The organism is Nocardioides sp. (genome assembly GCF_036493135.1).
Classification (GTDB): domain Bacteria; phylum Actinomycetota; class Actinomycetes; order Propionibacteriales; family Nocardioidaceae; genus Nocardioides.
Genome location: NZ_DASXQG010000090.1, coordinates 95,283 through 119,204 on the forward strand (window position 1 = coordinate 95,283; position 23,922 = coordinate 119,204).

20 protein-coding genes are annotated in these 23,922 nt (G+C 70.8%); 10 read left to right on the forward strand and 10 right to left on the reverse strand.

The window, feature by feature from the left end; genetic code table 11:
* Position 1: 1 nt before the first annotated feature.
* Positions 2-820 carry a class I SAM-dependent methyltransferase gene (locus VGJ24_RS17160; protein ID WP_331501856.1) on the reverse strand — a complete coding sequence of 273 codons (819 nt, stop codon included), beginning with the start codon at positions 818-820 and terminating at the stop codon, positions 2-4.
* A 49-nt stretch (positions 821-869) separates the two neighbouring features.
* On the opposite strand from VGJ24_RS17160, the gene VGJ24_RS17165 reads away from it, so the two are divergent.
* Positions 870-1,751 (forward strand): phosphotransferase family protein, encoded by an 882-nt coding sequence (locus tag VGJ24_RS17165; RefSeq protein ID WP_331501857.1) that lies wholly within the window; start codon positions 870-872, stop codon positions 1,749-1,751.
* A gap of 114 nt (positions 1,752-1,865) precedes the next feature.
* On the opposite strand, the gene VGJ24_RS17170 is transcribed toward VGJ24_RS17165, so the two are convergent.
* Entirely contained in the window at positions 1,866-2,312 is a 447-nt protein-coding gene (locus VGJ24_RS17170; protein WP_331501858.1) for a DUF6069 family protein, read from the reverse strand.
* Positions 2,309-3,292, reverse strand: a complete 984-nt coding sequence (locus tag VGJ24_RS17175; RefSeq protein ID WP_331501859.1) for an RNA polymerase subunit sigma-70 — start codon at positions 3,290-3,292, stop codon at positions 2,309-2,311. The genes VGJ24_RS17170 and VGJ24_RS17175 overlap by 4 nt, the downstream gene beginning before the upstream one ends.
* Positions 3,293-3,620: 328 nt before the next feature.
* Here VGJ24_RS17175 and rpsA point away from each other — a divergent pair, with 328 nt between their 5' ends.
* Entirely contained in the window at positions 3,621-5,102 is a 1,482-nt protein-coding gene (rpsA, locus tag VGJ24_RS17180) for a 30S ribosomal protein S1 (protein ID WP_331501860.1), read from the forward strand.
* 160 nt (positions 5,103-5,262) lie between these two features.
* On the opposite strand, the gene VGJ24_RS17185 is transcribed toward rpsA, so the two are convergent.
* Positions 5,263-8,199: a M36 family metallopeptidase gene (locus VGJ24_RS17185; RefSeq protein ID WP_331501861.1), complete on the reverse strand. Its 2,937-nt coding sequence runs from the start codon at positions 8,197-8,199 to the stop codon at positions 5,263-5,265.
* 131 nt (positions 8,200-8,330) lie between these two features.
* On the opposite strand from VGJ24_RS17185, the gene coaE reads away from it, so the two are divergent.
* Positions 8,331-8,924: a dephospho-CoA kinase gene (coaE, locus tag VGJ24_RS17190; RefSeq protein WP_331501862.1), complete on the forward strand. Its 594-nt coding sequence runs from the start codon at positions 8,331-8,333 to the stop codon at positions 8,922-8,924.
* Between the two features lie 7 nt (positions 8,925-8,931).
* Here coaE and VGJ24_RS17195 read toward each other — a convergent pair whose 3' ends face one another.
* Together VGJ24_RS17195 and VGJ24_RS17200 are read right to left on the reverse strand one after the other, a co-directional pair.
* A complete protein-coding gene (locus tag VGJ24_RS17195) occupies positions 8,932-9,885 on the reverse strand; it encodes a sigma-70 family RNA polymerase sigma factor (RefSeq protein WP_331501863.1) in 954 nt (317 codons plus the stop codon).
* A gap of 288 nt (positions 9,886-10,173) precedes the next feature.
* Positions 10,174-12,351 (reverse strand): S9 family peptidase, encoded by a 2,178-nt coding sequence (locus VGJ24_RS17200; RefSeq protein WP_331501864.1) that lies wholly within the window; start codon positions 12,349-12,351, stop codon positions 10,174-10,176.
* Between the two features lie 64 nt (positions 12,352-12,415).
* Between VGJ24_RS17200 and VGJ24_RS17205 the strand changes: the two genes are divergently transcribed.
* The 6 genes from VGJ24_RS17205 to VGJ24_RS17230 all read left to right on the forward strand — a co-directional run bounded on the left by VGJ24_RS17205 (position 12,416) and on the right by VGJ24_RS17230 (position 17,098).
* On the forward strand, positions 12,416-13,315 hold the full coding sequence (locus VGJ24_RS17205) for a GNAT family N-acetyltransferase (protein ID WP_331501865.1): 900 nt from the start codon (positions 12,416-12,418) through the stop codon (positions 13,313-13,315).
* Positions 13,305-14,009 carry a 5-oxoprolinase subunit PxpA gene (locus tag VGJ24_RS17210; protein WP_331501866.1) on the forward strand — a complete coding sequence of 235 codons (705 nt, stop codon included), beginning with the start codon at positions 13,305-13,307 and terminating at the stop codon, positions 14,007-14,009. Before VGJ24_RS17205 ends, VGJ24_RS17210 begins: the two co-directional genes overlap by 11 nt.
* A gap of 391 nt (positions 14,010-14,400) precedes the next feature.
* Positions 14,401-14,889 carry a DUF6174 domain-containing protein gene (locus VGJ24_RS17215; RefSeq protein ID WP_331501867.1) on the forward strand — a complete coding sequence of 163 codons (489 nt, stop codon included), beginning with the start codon at positions 14,401-14,403 and terminating at the stop codon, positions 14,887-14,889.
* A 383-nt stretch (positions 14,890-15,272) separates the two neighbouring features.
* Positions 15,273-15,641, forward strand: a complete 369-nt coding sequence (locus VGJ24_RS17220; protein ID WP_331501868.1) for a hypothetical protein — start codon at positions 15,273-15,275, stop codon at positions 15,639-15,641.
* A 33-nt stretch (positions 15,642-15,674) separates the two neighbouring features.
* A complete protein-coding gene (locus VGJ24_RS17225; protein ID WP_331501869.1) occupies positions 15,675-16,256 on the forward strand; it encodes a 5-oxoprolinase subunit B family protein in 582 nt (193 codons plus the stop codon).
* Positions 16,253-17,098, forward strand: a complete 846-nt coding sequence (locus VGJ24_RS17230; protein WP_331501870.1) for a biotin-dependent carboxyltransferase family protein — start codon at positions 16,253-16,255, stop codon at positions 17,096-17,098. The genes VGJ24_RS17225 and VGJ24_RS17230 overlap by 4 nt, the downstream gene beginning before the upstream one ends.
* Positions 17,099-17,104: 6 nt before the next feature.
* Here the strand turns inward: VGJ24_RS17230 and VGJ24_RS17235 are convergent, their stop codons facing one another.
* The 4 genes from VGJ24_RS17235 to VGJ24_RS17250 all read right to left on the reverse strand — a co-directional run bounded on the left by VGJ24_RS17235 (position 17,105) and on the right by VGJ24_RS17250 (position 22,805).
* Positions 17,105-18,082, reverse strand: coding sequence for an electron transfer flavoprotein subunit alpha/FixB family protein (locus VGJ24_RS17235; protein ID WP_331501871.1), 978 nt, complete (start codon positions 18,080-18,082; stop codon positions 17,105-17,107).
* Positions 18,082-18,861 carry a hypothetical protein gene (locus tag VGJ24_RS17240; protein ID WP_331501872.1) on the reverse strand — a complete coding sequence of 260 codons (780 nt, stop codon included), beginning with the start codon at positions 18,859-18,861 and terminating at the stop codon, positions 18,082-18,084. The genes VGJ24_RS17235 and VGJ24_RS17240 overlap by 1 nt, the downstream gene beginning before the upstream one ends.
* Before the next feature lies 1 nt (position 18,862).
* On the reverse strand, positions 18,863-21,379 hold the full coding sequence (locus VGJ24_RS17245; protein ID WP_331501873.1) for an FAD-dependent oxidoreductase: 2,517 nt from the start codon (positions 21,377-21,379) through the stop codon (positions 18,863-18,865).
* Positions 21,380-21,500: 121 nt separating this feature from the next.
* Positions 21,501-22,805, reverse strand: coding sequence for a DNA polymerase IV (locus VGJ24_RS17250; RefSeq protein ID WP_331501874.1), 1,305 nt, complete (start codon positions 22,803-22,805; stop codon positions 21,501-21,503).
* A 148-nt stretch (positions 22,806-22,953) separates the two neighbouring features.
* Here VGJ24_RS17250 and VGJ24_RS17255 point away from each other — a divergent pair, with 148 nt between their 5' ends.
* Positions 22,954-23,892 (forward strand): DUF4192 domain-containing protein, encoded by a 939-nt coding sequence (locus VGJ24_RS17255; protein ID WP_331501875.1) that lies wholly within the window; start codon positions 22,954-22,956, stop codon positions 23,890-23,892.
* Positions 23,893-23,922: the final 30 nt, after the last annotated feature.

The following is a 23,922-nucleotide window of genomic DNA, read 5'->3' on the forward strand; positions in this document are numbered from 1 at the left end:
GTCACCGGTCCAGGTCGGCGGCGAACAGCGCCGTCCCCGGAGTGAGCCGGCCGCGCTCCCGCGACCACCCGCCCCAGACACGGTCGTGATCCTCGGGCCACTCCGGCTCGAGCAGCGCCACGATCCGGAACCCCGCCCCGACCAGCACGGCCACCCAGTCGCCGAGCGTTCGGTGGTGCTCGACATAGGCCACGCCCCCGCTCTCGTCGTCCACCTCGACGTACGGCGTGCGGTCCCAGTACGACGACGTCGCGGTCAGCCCGGCCTCCGAGGGGTCGTCGGGGAAGCTCCAGCGGGTGGGGTGGGTGATCGAGAACGCGAAGCGGCCGCCCGGCCGCAGCACCCGGGCCACCTCGGCGACCGCGATGTCGAGGTCCGCGATGAACTGCATCGCGCCGAACGAGCAGAACACGACGTCGAACGCGGCGTCCGCGAAGGGCAGCGCGGTGGCGGTCGCCCGCACCGACGGCACCGCGATGCCGCTCTCCTCGTCGATGCGCCGCGAGTGCTGGAGCTGGCGCGCCGACAGGTCGAGGCCGTACGACGTACCGCCGTGCACGCGCACCCAGCGGGAGCACTGCCCGGCCCCCGAGCCGACCTCCAGCACGTCACGCCCGGCCAGATCACCGAGCACCCCGGCCTCTTCCTCCGTCAGTCCCTCGGGACCCCAGACGAACCCGGTGTTGCCGAGGAACCCGCCATGGGTCGCCTGGTACTCGTCGGCGTACCGGTCCCAGTCCGGCCCGTTGGCCAGCCGCGACTCCTCCTCGCTGACCGCACGGCGCTCGACGCGCACACGCTGCGGCAGGTGGTCCTCCACGCTCGCGACCCTACTGGCGCCTTCCTGACCGTGTGGGAGTGTGAGGAGCGTGGACTTCTCGGACCTGACCCCGCTCGCCGGCGGCTGGTCGGGTCAGACCTTCGTCGCCGACGCGGCGGGCGAGCGTTCGGTGGTGCGGATCTATCCGCCCGGGCGGCGCGACGACGCGGCCCCGGAGATCGACGCGGCGGTGCTCCGGCTGGTGCGCGGGCTGGCGCCGGTGCCCGACGTCCTGGAGGTACGTCGTGCCGTCACCGCCGCGGCCCGACCCGGCCTCCTGGTCACGTCGTTCCTCCCCGGGGAGCGCGGCGACCTCCTGCTGCCGACCCTCGACGACTCAGCCACGGCCGGTCTCGGCTGCCACTTCGGCGAGCTCCTCGCCGACCTCGCGGGGATGCCGACCCTGAAGGCCGGGCCGTTCGTCGACGCCGACCTGACCATCGGCGACTTCGGCGTGACCGACGGCCTGCCCGGGTTCGTCGACGTGCACGCCGGCAGCCTGGGGTGGGACCCGGACCTGCTCGCCGGGCTCGAGAGTGTGGCCGCCGAGGCTCAGTCGCGCCTCGACACCGTGGGACGCACCTGCCTGGTCCACTCCGATGCCAACCCGAAGAACATGCTGGTCGACCCGGAGACCCTGACCGTGACCGGGCTGCTGGACTGGGAGTTCGCCCACTCCGGCCATCCGTTCACCGATCTCGGCAACCTGCTCCGCTTCGACCGCCGGCCGCCCTACGCCGAGGCCGTGCTGGCGGCCTGGTGCGACCGTCGCGGCGGGACGGCGGCGGAGGCGCAGAGCCTGGCCCGCGCCGCCGATCTCTGGGCCCTGGTCGACCTCGCGGTCAGGCGTGGCGAGAACCCCGTGGCGGATCAGGCCCACGAGCACTTGCTGGCCATCGCTCGGACACGGGATCTCCACGGGCTGCCGTAGGGCGCGCAAGAGACACCCACCCGCCGACGTGAGGGCGCTACCCCTGCTGGAGGCGCGTGACGTGGACATGACGCCAACCGATGCGGTCGGCCGGCGCGAGGTGACGACGAGCATTCACGTGCTCAGGCTCCGCGCCAGGGTGGGGATCATCACCGCCGCGGCGACGAGGTGGAGCCCGAGGAGGGCGGCGGTGGTGGTGGCGCTCGCACCGACGAGGAACGGCGGGACCAACGAGATCACGGTCAGCGACACCGCCGTCCACACGAAACGTTCGGCGGGGCGAGCGCTCCAACGAACAAGAGCAACGGCAAGGACGACGCCCACCAGCGAGAAGAAGCCCGTCACCACGGCGAATCCGGGTACGGGGATCGTTTCGCCACCCTCGGGGACCTCGAAGTCGACGCCGACGGCCCGACCGAGCGCAGCGGCGAAGGTGGTGGCCACCATCGCCGCGAGCGTGGCGATCGAGCCGGTGACGGCGAGCCTGCGGAGTCGGTGGGTGTCGCTGGTCGGCCCGGACGCGCGGTCGGCGGCGACCTCGATGTCATGCGTGCGGTTCATGTCAGGCGCTCCGGCAGCCCGAACCGCGGGAACTGGTCGTCGTGGAACGTGATGATCTCGGTGATCGCGCCGCCGGTGACGCGCAGGACGTCGAGCGTCAGTGGCAGGTACGCGCCCTCCGACTCCCGCCAGAGGTAGAAGGCGACGGCGGGCTGCCGGTTCGCGGAGGTCGGCACGCCGCGCAGACCCTTCATGCCCACGAACCCGTCCTCGACCCAGTCGTTCACCACCGCGTCGCGGCCGACGTACAGACCCGGTGTGGGCGGCATCGAGCAGCGCACGTCGTCGCGCAGCATCGTGGCAAGCGCGTCGATGTCCGTGGCCACGCTCGCGTCCGTGAAGCGTCGTACCAGCTCGCGCGTCTCCGTGTCCTCCCCGCCACCGGTCCAGTCCTGCCGCTCGGCGGGCAGGTGTTCCCGCATGCCGGCGCGGGCCCGCTGCAGCGCGCTGTTCACGGAGTTGACGGAGTCCCCGAGCAGCTCCGCGACGTCCTTCGCCGGCCAGCCGAGCACGTCGCGCAGGATCAGCACGGCCCGCGGACGCGGCGCAAGGTGCTGGACCGCCACCACGTACGCCAGCTCGATCGTCTCCCGCGCGACGGCGACGATCTCCGGCTCGTCCGCGTCGCCCGAGGGCAGCTCGTCGAGCAGACCGTCCGGGTAGGGCTGCAGCCAGAGCACCTCGCCGCCGGTCGCGGGCTCGGGCCGGCGCTTGGCGAGCAGGTCCAGGCAGGCGTTGGTGGCGATCCGGTACAGCCAGGCCCGGAACGTCGACCGTCCTTCGAAGGTCTCCCGCCGCCGCCACGCACGGAGGAACGTCTCCTGCACGGTGTCCTCGGCGTCCTCGAACGACCCGAGCATCCGGTAGCAGTGCACGTGCAGCTCCCGCCGGTGTCGCTCCGCCAGCTCCGAGAACGCCGCCTCGTCGACCTCGGTCAGACCACTCATGCCGAGCTCCTTCAGCAGCGTGTCAGCACTCATCAGTCATCCTTCCGCCTCGTCGTGTCCCGTTGTCGTGTCCGCACCAGGTATGACGGGTTCGGGCGCGACAACTCATCACGACAGCGGCGGAGGCGCTCGACCTCCCGAGCAGTCCGCGTGAGTTGGACGGGTCACACGCGCTCCGCGTAGACTCGCAAGGCGCTTGGAGTCTGCCGACGTCCCGAACGGAGCGGACACCGGCTCGCTATCTCAACACTGTGGTCGGCAGTTCAAACACCGTGGTCGACCGCGGAGACCCCGATGGTAGTGGCCAGGACCTCACGCGTGCCCGCCCACAACTCCACCCATCCAAGGAAATACCTCCCATATGACGAGCAGCACCTTCGCTTACGCGGAAATCGACGCGCCCCAGGTGGCGGTCAACGACATCGGGTCCCAAGAGGACGTCCTCGCCGCGATCGACGGCACCATCAAGTACTTCAACGACGGTGACATCGTGGATGGCACCATCGTCAAGGTCGATCGAGACGAGGTCCTGCTCGACATCGGCTACAAGACCGAGGGCGTCATCCCCTCGCGTGAGCTGTCGATCAAGCACGACGTCGACCCCAACGACGTCGTCAGCGTCGGTGACAAGGTCGAGGCCCTGGTGCTCCAGAAGGAGGACAAGGAGGGTCGGCTGATCCTGTCCAAGAAGCGCGCCCAGTACGAGCGCGCCTGGGGCACGATCGAGCAGGTCAAGGAGGAGGACGGCGTCGTCGAGGGCACCGTCATCGAGGTCGTCAAGGGCGGCCTGATCCTCGACATCGGACTCCGCGGCTTCCTGCCGGCGTCGCTGGTCGAGATGCGCCGCGTGCGCGACCTGCAGCCGTACGTCGGCCAGACGCTCGAGGCGAAGATCATCGAGCTCGACAAGAACCGCAACAACGTCGTGCTATCGCGTCGCGCCTGGCTGGAGCAGACCCAGTCCGAGGTGCGCCACGGCTTCCTGACCCAGCTCCAGAAGGGCCAGATCCGCAAGGGTGTCGTGTCCTCCATCGTGAACTTCGGCGCGTTCGTCGACCTCGGTGGTGTGGACGGGCTCGTGCACGTCTCGGAGCTGTCGTGGAAGCACATCGACCACCCGAGCGAGGTCGTGGCCGTCGGTGACGAGGTCACCGTCGAGGTGCTCGACGTCGACATGGACCGCGAGCGCGTCTCGCTGTCGCTGAAGGCGACGCAGGAGGATCCCTGGCAGCACTTCGCCCGCACCCACCAGATCGGCCAGATCGTGCCCGGCAAGGTCACCAAGCTGGTGCCCTTCGGCTCGTTCGTCCGCGTCGAGGAGGGCATCGAGGGCCTGGTCCACATCTCCGAGCTGGCCGAGCGCCACGTGGAGATCCCGGAGCAGGTCGTCCAGGTCAACGACGACGTCATGGTCAAGATCATCGACATCGACCTCGAGCGTCGCCGGATCTCGCTGTCGCTGAAGCAGGCCAACGAGACCGCCACCGCCGCGGACGCCGAGGAGTTCGACCCGACGCTCTACGGCATGGCCGCGACGTACGACGAGCAGGGCAACTACATCTACCCCGAGGGCTTCGACCCGGAGACGGGCGAGTGGCTCGACGGCTACGACGAGCAGCGCAAGGTCTGGGAGGACCAGTACGCCCAGGCACACGCCCGCTGGGAGGCCCACATCAAGCAGCAGGAGGAGGCCAAGCAGGCCGAGGTCGAGGCCGGCGAGGCCACGACGTACTCCTCCGGCTCGACCGAAGAGGTGGAGACCGGCGAGGAGTCCGGCGGCTCGCTCGCCTCGGACGAGGCGCTGCAGGCGCTCCGCGAGAAGCTCACCGGCGGCGGAGCCTGACCGTCCCCACGAGCATGTGCGGGTTCCGCTGCGATCAGGGGGTACGCCACGGCCGCTTCGTCGCGGCTTCGCCGGCCTCTGGATGATCCTCCCGGGTTGACCCGTGACGCACGAGGGCCCGGACCGAACGGTCCGGGCCCTCGTGGTCAGCGGATGACGATCAGGCGCTGGGCGATCCGAGGATCGCGAGCTCCGTCAGGTCGGTGAACGCGCAACCGGAGAACGCGCCGTTCGGACAGCTGGTGCTGAACGACGGCGTCTGGTTGCTGTGGATGGTGAGCTTGACGAACCGGACGCCGTCCGCCGGGCCGGTCGGGGTCACCGAGTTGAGGCGACCGTCGTCGGCGTGGGTGAACCCGTTCCCGGTGTTGTCGAACACGTCGGTATAGGTGCTCCCGTCCGGTGACACGGCGATCGTCACCTCGCTCGTCGAGGCGCTCAGCCCGTCCCCGCAGGTGGCGGACGGGTCGATCTCGAACGCGGTGATGTCCACCGGTTGCGGCAGCTTCACGACCACGAACTTGTCGATGAACTGGTTCGTCGGGGTGCCGGCATCGTCACCGGTCGTGCTACCCCATCCGGACGTCAGGCTGGTGTCGAAGGCACCATTCGGACCGCAGCCGAACGCGGAGAAGTCCGGACCGTTGAAGTCGGCCACCGCCGCGCCGCCGGAGGTGGCGGCCCAGTCGTGCACGATGCTGAAGCTCGTCCCGAACGTGGGCGGGCCGGAGGCGGCCTGGCCGGGTTGAGCGGCCCCGAAGTAGCCGGGAGCACTCGCCGCGACCTTGGCGTACGTCCCGACCACGAGGCCGCCGATCGCGTACCGACCCTGGGCGTTCGTGGTGGTCGAGTACTGGTCACCTTGTCCGGTCACCTGGACCACGGCGCCGGCGATCGGGTCGCCGGTGACCGTGTCGGTCACGATGCCGGACACGACCCCGTTGTGCGGCGTACCCGGGGGAGGCGGCACGTGGAAGTCGCTCGCCGGGCCGGCGTCCGCCGAGTCGACCGATCCGGCGAAGAAGCCCATGCCGCGGTGGGCGAAGACCTGCCAGATGGTGTCGGCGAACGTGCCTCCGTAGGCGACCAGGTCGGCACGCAGGATGGCGTTGCGCATGTCGAGGAAGTCGGGATCCTCGGCCGAGAGCGTCATCCCACGCGTGATCAGGTTGTCCGCCACGTCGTGGCCCAGCGCGGTGCGCAGGTCCCACAGCGTCTGGCCCCAGATCTCACCGCTGCCGTGCACCTCGGGACCGCCCGCGACGTTCGGGAAGTCGCCGTACACGTAGCCGCCGCTGACGGTCGGGTCGAAGCCCGACACGCAGCCCGGAGTCGAGGCTCCGACCGCGCAGTCGATGGCCATGGTCCGGATCAGGTGCTGGTCGGCCGCGACGTACTTGCCGACGAGCAGGTCACCCGACTTCTTGGTGTCCTTGAAGAAGCCGTTCGTGACGAGGTAGTCCATCGCGTAGTAGTCGCTCCACGCCTCGCCCATGGAACCCGCCTGGATGTCGTTCAGCGTGGAGTTTCCTTGGGCGTCGATCACCAGGCGGTTCGACAGGCCGTGCGTGTACTCGTGGTACTCGACGTCGGCCTCCAGCGAACCGGTCGATGGCACGAAGCCGTCCTGCGCGTCCGTGGCGAACGGGACGTGGAACAGGTACATCTGCATGGTCGGCGAGAAGCCGTCCGGCGGCGTGCTCATGTTGGCGTTGTTGATGTGCCCGCCGTCGGGCATGCCGTTGTTGGTGTCCGCACCGTCCAGCGTGTTGAGCATCACCGGGTCACCGCCCTGGGCGGTGAAGTTACCGGCCGCGGGGGTGAAGCTGATCGGCGGCTTCTGCAGGTAGTCGTGGAAGTTGCTCGCGAGATAGAAGCCGTTGGTGGTGGCCTCCTCGCGGTTGTCCCGCCAGGAGCCGACGACGTTCGGGTTCCAGGTGCACACCCAGTCCTGGCAGAAGCTCGACGCCTCGGTGCCGAACGTCTTCAGGTCGAACTGGGCGCCGCCCTTGGTGCCCGGGACCGGCGTCGTCTCGCCGGGGTTGATCGCGTTGTCGTCGTTGACGTCCGAGAACGCCGTGACGGAGTTCCCTTGGAGGAACGTCGCGGTCTTCGGTAGCCAGCCCTTCTTGAAGAAGTTGACGACCTTTCGCTTGCCTCCCTGGGCGGCGCCCGGGTAATTGTCGTACACGAACGCGTCGCCGTTGGCGTCATCGGTGGTGGACCGACGGAACAGGACGCGACCGTCGGCCGCGTCGATCACGTGCTGGTAACCACCGGTCGATGTCTGGACGTACGTCGACCAGCCGGGCCGCAGGCCGGTGCGCGTGAGGAACCAGACGCGCTTGGCGAAGTCGTTGTTGCTCCAGACCGTCGTCGGCGAGGAGCCGCCGCGGTTCGCCTCGACCGAGGCGCGCGCCGGGCTGGTGCCGACGTTGCGGGCCGAGTCGGAACGGGCCTGGCTGGCCGTCACTCGAGTGGTGGTGGGAGCGGCCGCGGCCAGTCGGGCGAGCCCTGACACGGGGCTGCCCTGCACCTCGACGACGCGACCGTCGCGGGTGACCCGGACGATCAAGCCGTTGCCGAAGACCGTCGCGCCGCGGACGGCCTGGGTCCAGGACAGGCTGTGGACGCCCGAGGGGTCGACGTAGTCCTGCCGGAACCGCAGGGTCTTCAGGTCGCCCTGGTGCAGTCCGAGCGCGGAGAGGTGGCTCCGGACGTAGCGCAGGGCGATGGTCCGGGCCGGGGCCGAGGAGCGCCCGGTGAGGTACCCGTCGAGCCGGCCGAGGTCGCGGACCGTGTGAGTGAGCGAGTCCATGTCGACGACGGCCTGGCTGCCCAGACTGCGGTAGTAGACCTGGTCGGCCTTGGTGCGGTCGTTGACCTGCCGGCGGTCGGACCTCACCAGCGGCGTGCCGCTCAGCCGGCGGGCGTCGTGGTTGACAGGTGTGCGGGCGGTGGCCTCACCTCCACGCACGGCGGCCGGGCGAGCTCCACCGCCGGTGGCGGCCTGGCTCGGCAGCCCGAGCATGCTGACCGCGAGAACGGTGCTGACGAGGGCAGCAGCCGTCAGCGACTTTCTTCTGATCCGAGACACAGCGCAATCCCTTTCAGTGGTACGCCGGAGAAATGAGGGAGGCTGACACCTAAGCACCTGGGCGGCACCGTGGCCAGGGGCTCGCGCGTTCCCGGCGTCAACCGGCACGTCGGTGATGGGAGCATGACGCCATGCGTGTCGGACTGACCGGCGGGGTCGCGTCGGGCAAGAGCACGGTCTCGGCGATGCTGCGCGACCTGGGTGCCGTGGTAGTGGATGCGGACTCCCTCGCGCGTGAGGTCGTCGAGCCCGGCACGTCGGGTCTGGACGCGGTGGTGGCGGAGTTCGGGGCCGAGGTGCTGACCGAGGACGGACGGCTCGACCGGGCGAAGTTGGGGGCACTGGTGTTCGCCGACCCGACCCGACGGGCCGCGCTCGAGGCGATCGTGCATCCACTGGTTCGGGCCAGGGCCGCCGAGATCGAGCAGGCCGCGCCGGCCGGCGTCCTTGTCGTCCACGACATCCCGCTGCTCGTCGAGACCGGGCTGGCCGCGAGCTTCGACGCGGTCGTGGTGATCGACGTACCGGAAGAGGTCCAGGTCGAGCGCGCGTTGCGCGAACGCGGCTGGACCGAGCCCGAGGCCCGGGCCCGGGTCCAGGCCCAGGCTTCGCGGTCCGAACGGCTGGCGGCGGCCACCTACGTCGTCGAGAACTCCGGGACGACCGAAGACCTCCGCCAGCGTGTGGCGGAGGTCTTCGAGGAACTGACCGGTTCAGTCAGCTAGACCGGCTTCAAGCGGCCAGGTCGGGATCGCCGAGGCGACGGAGCTTCTGCAGCGCCTCGCGCTCGAGCTGGCGGACCCGCTCGGCGGAGATGCCGTGACGGGCGCCGATGTCGGCCAGCTTGTGCTGACGTCCGTCGAGCAGCCCGTAGCGGGCGCGGATGATGTCGGCGGCCCGGTCGTCGAGCTTGCCGACGAGGGCCTCGAGCCGCTCGCGCGCCTCCACGTCGAGAACCGTGTCGTCCGGACCCGGCGACGTCTCCTGGGCCATCAGGTCACCCAGCGATGTGTCTCCGTCCTCGTCGACCGGAGTGTCCAGGCTGACGTGGTCGCGGCCCCACGCCATCAGGTCGAGGACCCGGTCGATGTCCATGCCGAGCTCGGTGGCGATCTCCTGCGGCTCAGGGTCGCGGCCCAGCTGGCGCTCGAGCGTACGACGGGCCCCGCCGACCTGGTTGAGCTCCTCGACGACGTGCACGGGCAGGCGTACGACGCGCGCCTGCTGCGCGATGCCGCGGGTGATGGCCTGACGCACCCACCACGTGGCGTACGTCGAGAACTTGTAGCCCTTGGCGTAGTCGAACTTCTCGACGGCGCGGATCAGGCCGGTGTTGCCCTCCTGGATCAGGTCGAGCATGGGCATCTGCGCCCGGCCGTACTTGCGGGCGATGGACACCACGAGCCGCAGGTTCGCGTTGATGAACTGGGTGACGGCCTTCCGGCCCTCCTCGGCGAGCCACTCGAGCTCGGCCTCGGTCGCGGTCATCGGGGCCCCGCCCTTCTTGCGACCCACGCGGCCCTCGGCAAGCAGGTGCTCGGCGTACAGGCCGGCCTCGATCGTCTTGGACAGCTCGACCTCGGCGGCAGCGTCCAGCAGCGGCGTGCGAGCGATCTCGTCGAGGTACAGCCCAACGCTGTCGCGCCCCTCGATCTCGCGGGTCGCGCTGATGGTTCGTGCTGCCATGACGCCCTCCTGTGTGTGGTCCTACTCGCGGGTAGTACCCACATCGACTCCAACGCTCCAGGTGGCGGGGGGATTCCCGGTCGGGCCGTTGGGATCCTTCACCCGTCCAGACGAGTGGGAGGTTCTCGGAGTTGCGTCGCCGCGGAACTCTCAGAAAGTTCTCAGGGGTGAGCGAGGACGGGTTGCTCGGACGAAGTCCGGGCAGCTCACCGCAGCGAACGCCGCGGCGAGCTTGCTCGCTAGGTGAGCGAGGACGGGCCGCAGCGAAGGCCGCGGCGAGCTTGCCCGCTAGGCGAGCGGCACGACGTCGGCCAGGCCCATCCGGTCGAGCATCCAGGCCTGGATGAACGCCCGGTCGTGCCAGGAGCGGTAGCGGCCGGACACGCCTCCGTGGCCGGCCGACATCTCGGTCTTCAGCAACACGTCGGGCCGACGCTGCTCATCGGGCGCCGTCGCCCGCAGCCGGGCGACCCACTTGGCGGGCTCGACGTACAGAACTCGGGTGTCGTTGACCGACGTCGTGGCCAGGATCGGTGGGTAGTCCTGCGGCCCGACGTTCTCGTACGGCGCATAGCCGGCGAGGTAGTCGTAGGTCTCCGGGTCGGCCTCGGGGTTGCCCCACTCGTCGTACTCGGTGACGGTGAGCGGGAGGCTCGCGTCGAGCATCGAGGTGAGGGCGTCGACGAAGGGGACCTCGGCCACGAGCCCGCCGAACAGGGCGGGATGCTCGTTGGCCACCACGCCGATCAGCAGCCCGCCGGCCGAGCCGCCCTCGGCGACCACCGTGTCCGGGGTGGTCCATCCGGTGTCGACGAGGTGCTGCGCGCAGGCGGCGAAGTCGGAGAACGTGTGGCGCTTGTGCAGCAGCTTGCCGTCGTCGTACCACCGGCGGCCCATCTCGCCGCCGCCGCGGACATGGGCAATCGCCACCCCGGCGCCGCGGTCGAGCAGCGACATCCAGGGGACCGAGAATCCCGGGTCGATCGAGATCTCGTAGGCGCCGTACCCGTACAGCAGCAACGGGATCGGGCGCTCCTTGCCCTCGTCTCCACGCACCCCTCTGCGGCAGACCAGCGAGATCGGCACGCGCTCCCCGTCGTCGGCGGTCGCCCACAGCCGGTGCTCCTCGTACGCCGCGGGGTCGTGGCCGCGGACCGGCTGCTGCTTGAGGAGCGTCAGCTCGCGGCGACGTACGTCGTAGTCGTACACGGAGGCCGGCACCGACAAGGAGGTGTAGTGCACACGGACGGTCGGCTGGTGGAACTGCGCGCCACCCCCGCCGCCCACCGTGTAGACCTCCTGAGGGAACTCCATCAGGTAGTCGTCGCCGGGGCCCTCGTCACCGAGCTCGATGATCCGGAGCTGGGTGAGCCCGCCGCTTCGCTGGTGGACGACCAGGTGGCCGGCGAAGGCCGCGACGTCGTCGAGCCGCACGTGCTCGTCGTACGGGATGAGCGGCGTCCAGCCGGACGGAGGCGTGGCCGCGATCGGACAGCTCCCGATCTCGAAGTCGGCGCCCGTGTGGTTGTGCTGCACGAGGAAGAGGTCCTCACCGGCGATCACGGCGTGCTCGAGGCCGTACTGCAGGCCCTCCTCGCGCGGATGGAACACGACCCACTCCGCGTCCGGGTCCGTGCAGTCGAGATAGATGTTCTCGGTGGTGTTCTTGGACGCCGTGGCGATCACCAGGAACCGCTGGGTGCGGCTCCGGCCGATGCCGACCCAGAACCGCTCGTCGGTCTCGTGGAACACCAGCTCGTCGTCGTCCGTCGAGCCGACCCGGTGCCGCCACACCTTGTCCCGGCGCCAGGCCTCGTCGACCGTGCAGTAGTAGAGATCGCGTCCGTCGGGGCTCCAGACGCCGCCACCCAGGACGTCCTCGATCCGGTCCGGGAGCAGCTCACCGGTGGTCAGGTCCTTGACCTCGAGCACGAAGCGCTCGTTGCCCACGGTGTCGGTCGAGTAGGCGAGCCGGGTGCCGTCGGGGCTGACGGTCACGCCGCCCACGCTGTAGAAGTCGTGGCCCTCCGCCAGGGCGTCGTGGTCCAGCAGCAGCTCCTCGCCGGCCACGGCGGGCTGGTCCGGGCCGGCGTCCTCGTCCGGAGACGGCGGCGTCCAGTCGTCCTCGTCGCGCACCCTCACCCGGCAGGAGGCGCCGTACTCGCGACCCTCGAAGGACCGGCTGTAGTACCACCAGCCGCGGTTGCGGGAGGGCACCGACAGGTCGGTCTCCTTGGTGCGCGCCTTGATCTCGCCGTAGATCGCCTCGCGCAGGCCGGCCAGGTGGTCGGTGCTCGCAGCGGTCCACGCGTTCTCGGCCTCGAGGTACGCCGTGACCTCCGGAGACCCTTTGGCCCGCAGCCAGTCGTACTCATCGGTGCGGGTGCGTCCGTGGTGCTCGGTCGTGACCGGCTGCCGGTCGGCGACCGGTGGCGCCTGGGGCGCGTCCGCGGCGGAGCTCGTCATGATGCGGACCCTAACGGCTGGTCCCGCACGCGCCGTGGCGAACCAGCAGCACTAGCATCGCGACGTGCTCCAGCTCCGCGATGTTCGCGCCGACCCCGACCGAACGACTGCGGCCGTGTCGCGGATGGCCGCGCGACGCGTCGCCACCCGTTTCGTCGATCCGAACGATGCGCGCACCCAGGCCGAAGAGGTCGTCGAGCGGAAGGCGGACATCTCCTCGTGGGTCGATGTCGTCGACGGTGACGACGTCGTCGGTGGGCTGTGGCTGGGGTCCGAGGCCGAGGAGCTCGTGGTGTACGACGTGACGCTCGAACGCACGACGGATGCTCCGGAGCTCCTGTCGGCGCTGATCGAGCGGGCACGCGGCCAAGGTGCCCGGATGGTCGGCATCGGCGTCGCCCCGGACGACTCCGTGCAGCAGACGATCGGCTCCCTGCCCGGGCTCCGAGTCCGGGCCACGAACATGGTGCTGCCGCTCGACCGCCCGATCGCCGACCCGTCGCCGTTGGTGCTGCATCCGATGACCGCCGAGGAGTTCGACGTCTGGTCGGACGGAGAAGTGGAGGGCTACGCCCAGGAGCTCGCGTCCACGGGCCTCTCTCCCGAGCAGGCGCTCGAGCGCAGCCGTACCCAGATGGGCGAGCTGATCCCGGCCGGTCTGGAGTCGCCCGGCATGGAGTTCCTCGTGGCGCGCGTGGGCAACCAGGTCGTCGGCGACCTGTGGCTCAGCACCGACGAGGCGATGGCGTTCGTCTACAACATCGAGGTGCGGTCCGACCAGCGCCGGCGCGGTTACGGGGCCGCGATCATGAACGCCGCGGCCGTGCACTGCCGGGACGCCGGCCACCCCTACCTCGGTCTCAACGTGTTCGCCCACAACCCGAACGCCCGGGCGCTCTACGACAAGCTGGGCTATCGGGTGACCCTCGACTACCGGGCCCTCGACATCCCCGATGCCGACTGAGCCGTCGCCCCACGTCGATCTCAACGCCGACCTGGGCGAGGAGGTCACCGACGACGCCGGACTGCTCGCCGTGATCACGTCGGCGAACGTGGCGTGCGGCTTCCACGCGGGCACGCCTGCGATCATGCGCACCGTCTGCGCCGAGGCGGCCCGGCTGGGCGTGACGGTCGGGGCGCAGGTGTCGTACCGGGACCGCGAGAAATTCGGACGGGTGGCGCTCGACGTGCCGCACGACCTGCTCCGGGACCAGGTCGCCGAGCAGGTCGCCCTGCTGTCGGACCTCGCCGCGGGGGAGGGGACGCGGGTGTCCTACGTGAAGCCGCATGGCGCGCTCTACCACCGGGTCACCGACGACGCGGAGCAGGCGGACGCGGTGCTGGCCGGGTCGGGGGAGCTGGCCGTGCTGGGGTTCCCCGGATCACGGCTGCTCGCCCTCGCCGCGGCGGCCGGGCGCGCGACGTACGAGGAGGGGTTCCCGGACCGCGGCTACGCCCAGGGTCGGCTGATCGACCGGAGCCTCCCGGGGGCTCTCCTCGACAGTGAGGAGGAGGTCGCGGCCCAGGCCGTGCGGTTGGCGCCGGGGGTCGCGTCGCTGTGCGTGCACGGTGACTCGCCCGGTGCGGTCGCCCACGCGCACGCCGTACGACGGGCCCTCGAGGCTGCGTCGTACACCGTCGCGGCATTCGTCGACTGACCGGACTTCTCCACAGACCGAGGGGTCGTTCTGTGGAGGATGGGCCCGCTTCTGTGGAGGAGCAAGGGCGGTCTGTGGAGGACACGCCGAGCGCCGAGATTTGTCCCGAAATCTCCTCGCGAACCCCTTGCGCGCGGGGTGTCGCGGGGCATAGAACTCTCACTACCAACCCGCCGCTTGCGGTGGGAAGGAGCGGAGAAGAAGGAAGATCCAGATCGCGAGCTTGCTCGCGGCGCCGGCCGGTGGCGGCAGGCGGGGTCGGAGTGCTTGTCCGGGATCGGGCGCCACCGCGCGATCATCGAGGGGCTCTTGGTGCTCATACCATCGAGAGCCCCTCACCTATTTCTGACCAGTGCCGGAACCCCACCGGCCGATCGGCCGTCAGACCGCCATGAAGAGGCACCTGGTTCCGCTTCTGGCCGGCGCGGCTGTGCTCCTCGCCGGCTGCGGTTCGGTCGGCAACCTTGGCGCGGACGGCACCGACGGCTCGCCCGAGCCGGCACCCAGCGCTCCGGATCCGCACCCGATCGATGGCCCGTGGCCGGCGTACGACGTCGCGGACTACACCTACACCCTGCGGGTGGACTGCTTCTGCGCCGACGGCGGTGTTCCGGTCGTGGTCACCGTCCGGGTCGGGAAGGCGATCGACGCCGTGTACGCCCACACGGGAAGAGGCCACGCAGCCGGCGACTCTGCCGGTGACTGGATGCGGGTGAGCATCAACGACGTCATCGACGCCGCCAACACCGAGAACGCCTACCAGGTGCGGGTGAGGTGGCCGGAGGGCCAGGACTATCCCGCATCCGTGTGGGTCGACCGGGACGCGAACGCCGCCGACGAGGAGATCGGTTACTCGATCCGAAACGTCAGTCCCGCCTGATCTTCCGCAGCACGTTGTCGAGCGCCTTTCCCTTCGCGAGCTCTCGGCGAGCTTGTCGAGGTAGCGGATCCTCTGCGCGAGGGGATCGTAGGCAGCGCTCGGCGCTCATGAGGGAAGTGCCGCCAGGTGCCCTCGGAGATCACATCGACGGTGCCGTCTGTCACCTTGATGGCGGTGTCGTCGTCGATCGCGTACGCCGGACCGGGAAGGCCGGCCGCCCACACCTCGGCGTCGGCCATCAGGTTCTCGGGCGGCATGCCCAGGTGCGGGAAGATCGAGAAGTCGACGACCCCCAGCGCGCTGTCATCCCCGCCGGTGGGCGGCTTCCACCGCTCGTCGAGACCGCCTCTGAACAGCGACTGGCGCAGCTCAAGCGACTGTACGTGAGGCCCGAGACCGGGACGCTGGTCGCAGCCGACGCACGGTCCCGCTGCTTCCCCGACGGACTCGGCTCCCTGATCCGATTGCGCGACCAGTTCTGCCGCACCCCCTGGTGCGACGCCCCGATCCGACACCACGACCACGCCGAACGCGCGGCCCAAGACGGTGAAACCAGCCAGGAGAACGGCCAGGGGCTCTGCGAGGCCCGCAACCACGCCACAGAGACCTGCGGTTGGCGGGTTCGGCCCTCACCCGGCGACCGTCACACGCTGGAGATCACCACGCCGAGCGGACGGGTCTACGACTCGACCGCACCACCTTCAGCACGCTGGCGGCCCGACATCTCCTACCCGCGCGTGCTCGTCGCCTGAGCACGTCGCGGCTGGGCGAGGAAGATATCAACCATGCAGGTCCTTTCCGTCGGCCGGAACGCCGTCCTGGTCGAGGTCGACTCGACGGAGCACGCGGTTTCGCTCGCGACCTGGGCACGTGGGCACGGGCTGGCGCGTGAGGTGGTCCCCGGAGCGTGCTCCGTCCTCCTCGACGGACTCGGAGACCGGGACGGCCTGGCCGGCGCTCTGTCGGACTGGAGTCCGGGCGCAACGGGAGTCGGACCAGAGGTCGAGCTGGCGGTGACCTACGACGGACCCGACCTCGAGGCCGTCGCCGAGGCGTGGGGATGCCCGGTTGAGGAGGTGCCCGCCCAGCACCGGGCCGCGGCGTTCGTCTCGGCGTTCTGCGGCTTCGCGCCGGGGTTCGCCTATTTGTCCGGTCTCGAGGCGGAGGTCCCGCGGCTCGCGACGCCCCGCACCCGGGTGCCCGCGGGCTCGGTCGCGGTGGCGGGGACCTGGTGCGGGGTCTATCCGACCGACTCACCGGGAGGCTGGCAGATCATCGGTCACACCGACGCCGACCTCTGGGACACCGATCGCGCGCACCCGGCCCTGCTGGCACCGGGCACCCGGGTGCGGTTCGTCACGACATGACGCTCAACGTCCGGGCAGTCGGTCCCTCGGTCCTCGTGCAGGACCTGGGCCGTCCGGGCTGGGCGCACCTCGGTGTCCCGAGGTCTGGTGCCCTCGACCCGCCGGCCGCATCGCTCGCGAACCGGCTTGTCGGCAACGAGCCGGAGGCCGCGTGCCTGGAGGTGCTGCTCGGCGGACTGGCCCTCACCACCGACGAGGCGTGCTGGGCCGCGGTCACCGGCGCGCCCTGCGACGTCACCGTCGACGGCCGGTCGCGCGAGTTCGCTGCGCCGGTGCGACTGACGGCCGGGAGCGAGCTCCGGCTGGGAACGCCGTCCAGCAGCCTGCGGTCCTACGTCGCGGTCGCCGGCGGGATCGAGGTCGAACACGTGCTGGGCTCGCGATCAAGCGACACCCTGGGCCATCTCGGGCCGCCGCCGGTGACGGCAGGGGACAGGCTCGACGTCGGATCACCGACCGGCTCGCCGGCGGCGGCCGACACGCCGCGTCCGCTGGTCGCCGGCCCGCTCCGCATCAGTCCGGGACCGCGTGCCGACCGCGTCGAGGGGGACGCGATCGACCTGCTCTGCCAGACGTCGTACGTCGTCTCCACAAGCGCCGACCGGATCGGCATGCGACTCCGAGGCGAGCCGCTGCCGCTCCTGACGGCGGCTGAGCTGCCCAGCGAGGGGATGGTGCTCGGGGCGGTGCAGGTGCCACCCGACGGGCGGCCGGTGGTGTTCCTCGCGGACCACCCGACCACGGGCGGCTACCCGGTCGTGGCCGTCGTCGACGAGCGCGACCTGTGGCAGTGCGCGCAGCTGCGACCGGGCGAGCCGGTCAGGTTCACCCGGGGTCGTTGAGCCGGCTCACCCGCGCCGGCGCTTCAGCTCGTCGACCACGGCCGGCACGACCTCGTGCATGTCGCCGATGACCGCGTAGTGCGCCTTGGTGACCATCGGTGCCTCGGCGTCGGTGTTGATCGCGAGGATCGTCTTGGAGCTGGAGCAGCCGGCCCAGTGCTGGATGGCACCGCTGATGCCGCACGGGACGTACAGCTCCGGCGAGATCCGGCTGCCGGTCTGGCCGACCTGCTCGTGGTGGGGGCGCCAGCCGAGGCTGGTGACCACCCGGGAGACGCCGAGCGCTCCGTCGAGGAGGTCGGCGAGCTCGATGACGTGGTCGAAGCCGCCGGGACCGCCCGCGCCGCGACCGGCGCCGACCACGACCCGGGCCGTGGTCAGGGCCCCGGGACCTTCCTCCTTGGTCTCGCCACGAGCGGTCACCCGGGCGACCAGATCGGCCTCGGCGACCGGCGGGCTCTCCTCGTGCCAGGTCGGAGACGTCGGGGTGTCGGCCGGTGTAGCGACCCACGAGTGGCCGGCCACGGTGAACACGGCGGGACGCCGGGCGAGTCGCATCTCCTCCAGCGCGGCACCGCCGGCCACCTGTCGGGTCACCGCGAACGGCGAGAGCCCCGAGAAGGACAGGACGTTGGCGGCCATCGGGACGTCGAGGCGAGCCGCGAGGTGGGCGATCACCTCGTTGCCCCGGGGACTCCCGGCCGCGGCCACGACGACGCAACCGGTGCGTTCGCGGATGTCCTGGAGGGCCGAGGCCCAGGCGGCGCCCGAGTACGCGTCGTACGACGAGCCGCTGACGTGGTGCACGTCGTTCACGCCGTGGGCCGCCAGCTGGTCCCTGACCGCATCGGGCACGTCGCCGATCAGCGCCGCCCGGATGGCGATGCCGCCTCCGGCGGCGGACAGGGAGCGGGCGAACGCGACGGTCTCGAGGGAGATGTCGGTGACGCCCGCTGCGTCACACTCCAGCCAGACCAGGATCATCAGCGGACCCCCAGCTTCTCGAAGAGGTCGACCACTGCCGCCGCGGCCTCCGGGCCTTCCCCGAGGATCTCGACGCTGCTGGGGGAGGGCGGCGGGAGCGTGAGCTGAACCCGCTCGGACCCGACCGGGTCGGCGGACGGCGAGCGCTCCTCGATCTCGACCTTCTTGGCCGCCATCCGTCCCTTCAGGCTCGGGTACCGCGGCTCGACGCCGCCCTCGAGGATCGTGGCCACCATCGGGGTCGGCACCGAGTAGGTCTCGGCTCCGTCCGGGCCGTCCACGTGAGCGGACACCATGCCGTCGACGACCTCGAGGGTCGAGACCCCGTTCACCACGGGCAGGCCGAGCGCGTACGCGAGCCGGATCCCGACCTGGAAGTCGCCGGTGTCCGCGGCGTCGTTGCCGAGCAGGACCAGGTCGTAGCCGCGGCCCTCGTCGCCGTGCGCCTTCACGACGGCCGCGATCTCCCGCGCGACGTCCGTGGGCCCGAACGCGACCGCGTCGGCCACGACGTGCACGGCGGCGGTGCAGCCGACGGCCAGCGCGTTGCGGAGCTGCTCGGCCGACTCGCTGGGTCCGAGACTCAGCGCGGTGGCCACTCCGCCGGTCGCCTCGGCCAGTCGTACGGCGAGCTCGATCGCGCACTCTTCGTGAGGGCTGACCGTGTACCCGGCCATGCGTCCGTCGACCGCCTGCTGGTCTGGGGTGAGGACCACCTGGCTCGACGAGTCGGGCACCCGCTTGACGCACACGAGCACCCGCGGTCCTTCGTCGGTCACCTCAGGCTCCCTTGATCCGCTCGTTGGCGGGGTCGAGCAACGGCGTCGCGTCGACCGACCCGACCGTGACCGGGTACAGCTCCTCCATATAGGAGACCGCGAGCTGGTTGCCGACGACCGCCTCGTCGGGCGGCAGGTAGGCCATCAGCACGTGCTTGCCCAGCGACGGGCCGGAGCAGGCGGACGTGACATAGGGATGGTGCCCGTGCCCGTCGGTCAGGGTGCCGCCGTCGCGGGTCAGGATCGGCTCGCCGCCGAGCATGTAGCGCTTCACGCCGCTGGCCGAGGTGTGGTCGTCGACGGTCATCGTGCAGAGCACCGTGAGGGGTGCCTCCTCGCGCTGGGCCAGGTACGCCTCCTTGCCCACGAAGTCGGCGGCCTTCACCTTGGGTCGCTGCATGGCCGCCTCGACGATCGTGCGCTCGCCGTCGAGCTCGGCGCCGTACGCGCGGTAGCCCTTCTCTATCCGGCCGGTGGCGCCGTAGACCCCGATGCCCACCGGGACCGTCCCGTGGGAGCCCCGGGTGTCGACCAACGCGCTCCAGACGGCGGCCGCGTCGTCCATGGCGACGTAGAGCTCCCAGCCGAGCTCGCCGACGTAGGAGATCCGGGACGCCAGGACCGGCACCCCGGCCAGCTGGATCTCGCGACAGGTCAGGAAGCCGAAGGCGTCGTGGGAGAGGTCCACGTCGGTGAGGGTCGACGCGATCGCCCGTGCCTGGGGTCCCCACAGGCCGATCGTGGAGATCTCGTCGGTGCGGTCGGTCAGAGTCGTGGCCCCGTCGTCGGTCAGGTGGTCGGTGAACCACTTGCGGTCCGCCATCCCGTGGGCACCACCGGTCACGACCCGGAAGTGGTCCTCGCCGAGCCGCATCACCGTCAGGTCGGAGCGGAAGCCGCCCGCCGAGTCGAGCACGGGGGTGTAGACGACCCGCCCCACCGGTACGTCGCACTGCGCGACGCAGGTGCGCTGCACCGAGTCGAGTGCGCCCGGGCCTTCGATGTCGAGGACCTGGAACGCGCTGAGGTCGATCACTCCGGCGGCCTCGCGCATGCGCAGGTGTTCGGCGTTGATGATCGGGCTCCACCAGCGCGAGTCCCACTCGTGCTCGCGGGGCATGACCTTGTCGCCGTACTCGTCGAGGAGGAACGCGTTCGACTCGTACCAGAACGGACGCTCCCAGCCGGCGGTCTCGAAGAACATCGCGCCGAGCTTGACCTGCGAGTCCCACATGGGGGAGCGGCGCTGGTCACGATCGGACTCGTACTGCTCGGCGGGGTGGATGATCCCGTAGGTCTTGATGAACGACTCGGTGGTGCGCAGCCGGGTGTGCTCGCGCCGCAACTGGTGGGGATGGAACCGCGCGATGTCGCTGTGGTTCACGTCGATCTCGCTCTGCCCGTGAGTCATCCACTCGGCGACCGCGCGGCCGACGCCGGGACCCTCCTTGATCCAGACGGCGGCGGCCGTCCAGAGCCCTCGCACGTTGCTCTCCCCGAGGATCGGCAGTCCGTCGCAGGTCAGGGAGAGCAGCCCGTTGATGGCGTAGCGGATCTCCGCACCCTCGGCACCGAGCAGGTCGGGCATCAGCTCGTAGGCCTGCTCGAGCTGCGGGTCGAAGTCGTCGCTGGTGAACGGCAGCTCGGTCGGGGAGAGCTTGGCCTGGTCGATCGACGGGATGTCCTCGGGCTCCACCAGGATCGCGCGGTGGGCGTACGACCCGACCTCCATGTCGGCGCCGTGCTGCCGTTCGTAGCAGAAGGTGTCCATGTCGCGCACGATCGGGAACGAGATCTCGCCCTCGCGCTCGGCGAGCTGCGGGCAGGGTCCGACGCTGATCATCTGGTGCACGGCCGGGGTGAGGGGGATGCTCACGCCCGCCATGTCGCCGATCTTCGGGCTCCAGACGCCGGCGGCGATGACCACCGCCTCCGCCTCGATGTCGCCGCCGGAGGTGTGGACGGTGGTGATCCGTCCGTGCTCCACACCCAACCCGGTGACCTCGACGTTGGGGACGACGGTCAGCGCGCCCAGCTCCAGCGCGCGCTCGCGCATGATCGTGCCCGCCCGCAGGGAGTCGACGACGCCGACGCCGGGCTGCCAGAGGGCTCCGATGATCTGGTCCTTCTCCAGGAAGGGCACCTTCTCCTGGACGAACTCCGGGCTGACCAGCTCGGCCTCGATGCCCCAGGCCTTGGCCGACGACATCCTCCGGCGCAGCTCCTCCATCCGCTCCTCGGTGCGGGCGACCTCGAACCCGCCCGACTGCGTGAACACGCCCATCTCCTGGTACTGCCGGACCGAGTCCAGCGTCAGATCGGTGATCTCGCGGGAGTGGTCGGTCAGGAAGATGAAGTTGGACGCGTGGCCGGTGGAGCCGCCCGGGTTGGGCAGCGCACCCTTGTCGATCTGCACGATGTCGCGCCAGCCGAGCCGGGCCAGGTGGTAGACGAGGCTGTTGCCGACGATTCCGGCGCCGATCACCACGGCGCGCGCGTGACCAGGGACCTCTGCCATGGGCGGTTACTCCTCATACGCTTGATTCGGGGGTGTTGCGTACCACGCACCAACGTGCGCGATAGGGAACAAAGTCAGGGTGATCCGTGGGTCTGCCCGCTGTCAAGGGGCGCGCCGGAACTCAGGCCGGCCCGCGCCAGGCGGTCAGCGCCGGATCGTCGGCGACCAGGGACCGCACCGGACCGGGCTGCGTCTCCGCCGTCTCGAACCGCACCGTGACGATGCCGCGTCCGGCGCCCCAGACCCAGCCGCGGCCGAGCTCCTGGTGCACGACGTCCATGCCCGGCACCCAGGTACGGAGGTCGGGGAGGTCGGGGAGCGCTTCGACCGGTACGTCGTCCTCCTCGGGGTGCTCCTCGCCGAACAGGTCGTCCTGGATCCAGTCGGCCAGGCCGGACACGCCGACTCCGAGCAGACGCACACCGCCGGTGAGGTCGAGCTCGCCGAGCAATCCGCGGGCCAGCCGGGCGATCGTCGGCCCGGCGTCGGTCGGAGCGTCGCGGGTGGTCGATCTGGACAAGGTCGTGAAGTCGTGGAGGCGGACCTTGAGCGTGATGGTGCGCCCGGACAGCCCGCTCGTGCGCAGCCGCTCGGCGACGTTCAGCGCCTGCCTGCTGACGAGCCCTTCCATCAGCCGCCGGTCGGTGAGGTCGGTGTCGTAGGTGCCCTCGACGCTGACCGACTTGGTCTCACGCTCGGGGACGACGGGGCGGTCGTCCTCCGCCCGGGCGAAGAGGTGGAGGCCGTGACCGTGGGCCTTGCCGAGCAGCCGGACCAGCTCGTCCTCACTGACCCGCTCCAGGTCGGCGACGGTGGTGATGCCCGCGCGCCGTAGTCGTTCCGCGGTGGCCGGCCCAACGCCGGGGATCACCGTGACGTGCATGGGGCGCAGGAGCTCCTGTTCTGCACCGGCGCTGACCAGGACCAGGCCGTCGGGCTTGTCCAGGTCGCTGGCGACCTTGGCGATGAACTTCGAGGTGCCGAGACCGACCGACGCGGTCAGCCCGCCGGTGACGACGCGGACCCGCTCACGCACGTCCTCGGCGAGGGCACGCACGCTGTCGTCGTCGTACGACGAGAGGCCGGCGGCGGCGAGGTCGACGAACGCCTCGTCGAGGGAGAGGGGCTCGACCAGGGGAGAGACGTCGCGGAGCACCTCCATCACCTTCACGCTGCTCTCACGGTAGGCCTGGAAGCGCGGGTTCAGGAACGCCGCGTGGGGGCAGCGCGACCGGGCCTCGCGGGTGGACATCGCCGAGCGCACGCCGTACCTGCGGGCCTCGTACGACGCGGTGCTCACCACCCCGCGGCCCCCGATGCCGCCGACCACCACGGGCTTGCCGCGCAGCGACGGCTTGTCGCGCTGCTCGACGGAGGCGAAGAAGGCGTCGAGGTCCAGGTGCATCACCGAGGCCTCCTGACGCATGGTCGCAACCTATCCCCGACGTCCGACAGCCACCCACGGCGTGGTCGCGAGCCCGCTTGGGATCCACAAGCACCGGCCCGGGCCGCGGCCTCCACAGGCCGGCCGCGTGCCCGTCGTCGGCGTCGGCCCGCGCGGGCAACGTCGTGCCATGACCACCGTGCTGACCGCCAGCGGCCCCGAGGACCTCCTCGCGGCCGTGCCCGTCGTCCTCGGCTTCCACCCGCAGGAGTCGCTCGTGATGCTGACCTTCGGCGCGGTGCGGAGCTTCCATGCGCGCCTCGACCTTCCACCCTCGGCCGACGACGCCGCCCTGGCCGAGGTGATCGAGGTGCTGGTGGCACCGAGCCGGACGCATCAGGTCGACCACGTGGCGTTCGTCGTCTACTCCGGTGCCGCAGCGGTGGCGGGTCGGCTCGCAGCGGCGCTGGTGCCCGCGTTCGTCGCCGAGGGCATCGGCGTCGTCGACGTGCTGCGTGCCCACGACGGAGCCTGGTGCAGCGTGCCTGTCCGAGCCGGGGCCACCGAGCCACCGATGGTTCCGTACGACGACGCGTGCCACCCCTTCACGGCGGAGGCCGTCTTCGCGGGACGCGTCACGCACGCCAGCCGCGCGGAGCTGCGGGCGACGGTGGCTCCCGTCGCGGGTCAGCGGACGCGGTGGGGTCGGCTGATCGAGAGCCTGCCGGAGCCCGGGCCGGCGGACGTCACGCCGGTCGGCGAGCTGGTCACCGGCTGGGTCGACCGGGGCGAGCCGCCCGACGACGACGGGGCGGCTCGCGTGCTCGGGGCCATCACCCGGATCGAGGTCCGCGACGCGGCGCTGTACGCCGTGACGCGCGAGACCGCTCACGACCATCTACGTGTCTGGGCCGCGCTGCTGCGCGGTGCCCCCGATCCGCAGGTGCCCGACACCGCCGCGGTGACCGCGTTCTGTGCCTGGATGTCCGGGGACGGCGCCCTGGCGTGGTGCGCGCTCGACCGGTGCTTCGACGTGGATCCCGAGCACCCGCTGGGCACGTGTCTCGCCGAGTGCCTGGTGCGGGCCGTGCCACCGGCCGCATGGGAGGAGGTGGTGGACAGCGCCTGAGCTCGCGCGCTTCCCAGGGCGTGGGGGCGC

What these genes read in the sequence shown, in the direction of transcription:
- VGJ24_RS17170 (WP_331501858.1), bottom strand. Translation starts at nt 2,312, where the DNA reads ATGAACCGCACGCATGACATCGAGGTCGCCGCCGACCGCGCGTCCGGG.
- VGJ24_RS17175 (WP_331501859.1), bottom strand. Translation starts at nt 3,292, where the DNA reads ATGAGTGCTGACACGCTGCTGAAGGAGCTCGGCATGAGTGGTCTGACC.
- rpsA (WP_331501860.1), top strand. Translation starts at nt 3,621, where the DNA reads ATGACGAGCAGCACCTTCGCTTACGCGGAAATCGACGCGCCCCAGGTG.
- coaE (WP_331501862.1), top strand. Translation starts at nt 8,331, where the DNA reads ATGCGTGTCGGACTGACCGGCGGGGTCGCGTCGGGCAAGAGCACGGTC.
- VGJ24_RS17195 (WP_331501863.1), bottom strand. Translation starts at nt 9,885, where the DNA reads ATGGCAGCACGAACCATCAGCGCGACCCGCGAGATCGAGGGGCGCGAC.
- VGJ24_RS17200 (WP_331501864.1), bottom strand. Translation starts at nt 12,351, where the DNA reads ATGACGAGCTCCGCCGCGGACGCGCCCCAGGCGCCACCGGTCGCCGAC.
- VGJ24_RS17210 (WP_331501866.1), top strand. Translation starts at nt 13,305, where the DNA reads ATGCCGACTGAGCCGTCGCCCCACGTCGATCTCAACGCCGACCTGGGC.
- VGJ24_RS17215 (WP_331501867.1), top strand. Translation starts at nt 14,401, where the DNA reads ATGAAGAGGCACCTGGTTCCGCTTCTGGCCGGCGCGGCTGTGCTCCTC.
- VGJ24_RS17225 (WP_331501869.1), top strand. Translation starts at nt 15,675, where the DNA reads ATGCAGGTCCTTTCCGTCGGCCGGAACGCCGTCCTGGTCGAGGTCGAC.
- VGJ24_RS17230 (WP_331501870.1), top strand. Translation starts at nt 16,253, where the DNA reads ATGACGCTCAACGTCCGGGCAGTCGGTCCCTCGGTCCTCGTGCAGGAC.
- VGJ24_RS17235 (WP_331501871.1), bottom strand. Translation starts at nt 18,082, where the DNA reads ATGATCCTGGTCTGGCTGGAGTGTGACGCAGCGGGCGTCACCGACATC.
- VGJ24_RS17245 (WP_331501873.1), bottom strand. Translation starts at nt 21,379, where the DNA reads ATGGCAGAGGTCCCTGGTCACGCGCGCGCCGTGGTGATCGGCGCCGGA.
- VGJ24_RS17250 (WP_331501874.1), bottom strand. Translation starts at nt 22,805, where the DNA reads ATGCGTCAGGAGGCCTCGGTGATGCACCTGGACCTCGACGCCTTCTTC.
- VGJ24_RS17255 (WP_331501875.1), top strand. Translation starts at nt 22,954, where the DNA reads ATGACCACCGTGCTGACCGCCAGCGGCCCCGAGGACCTCCTCGCGGCC.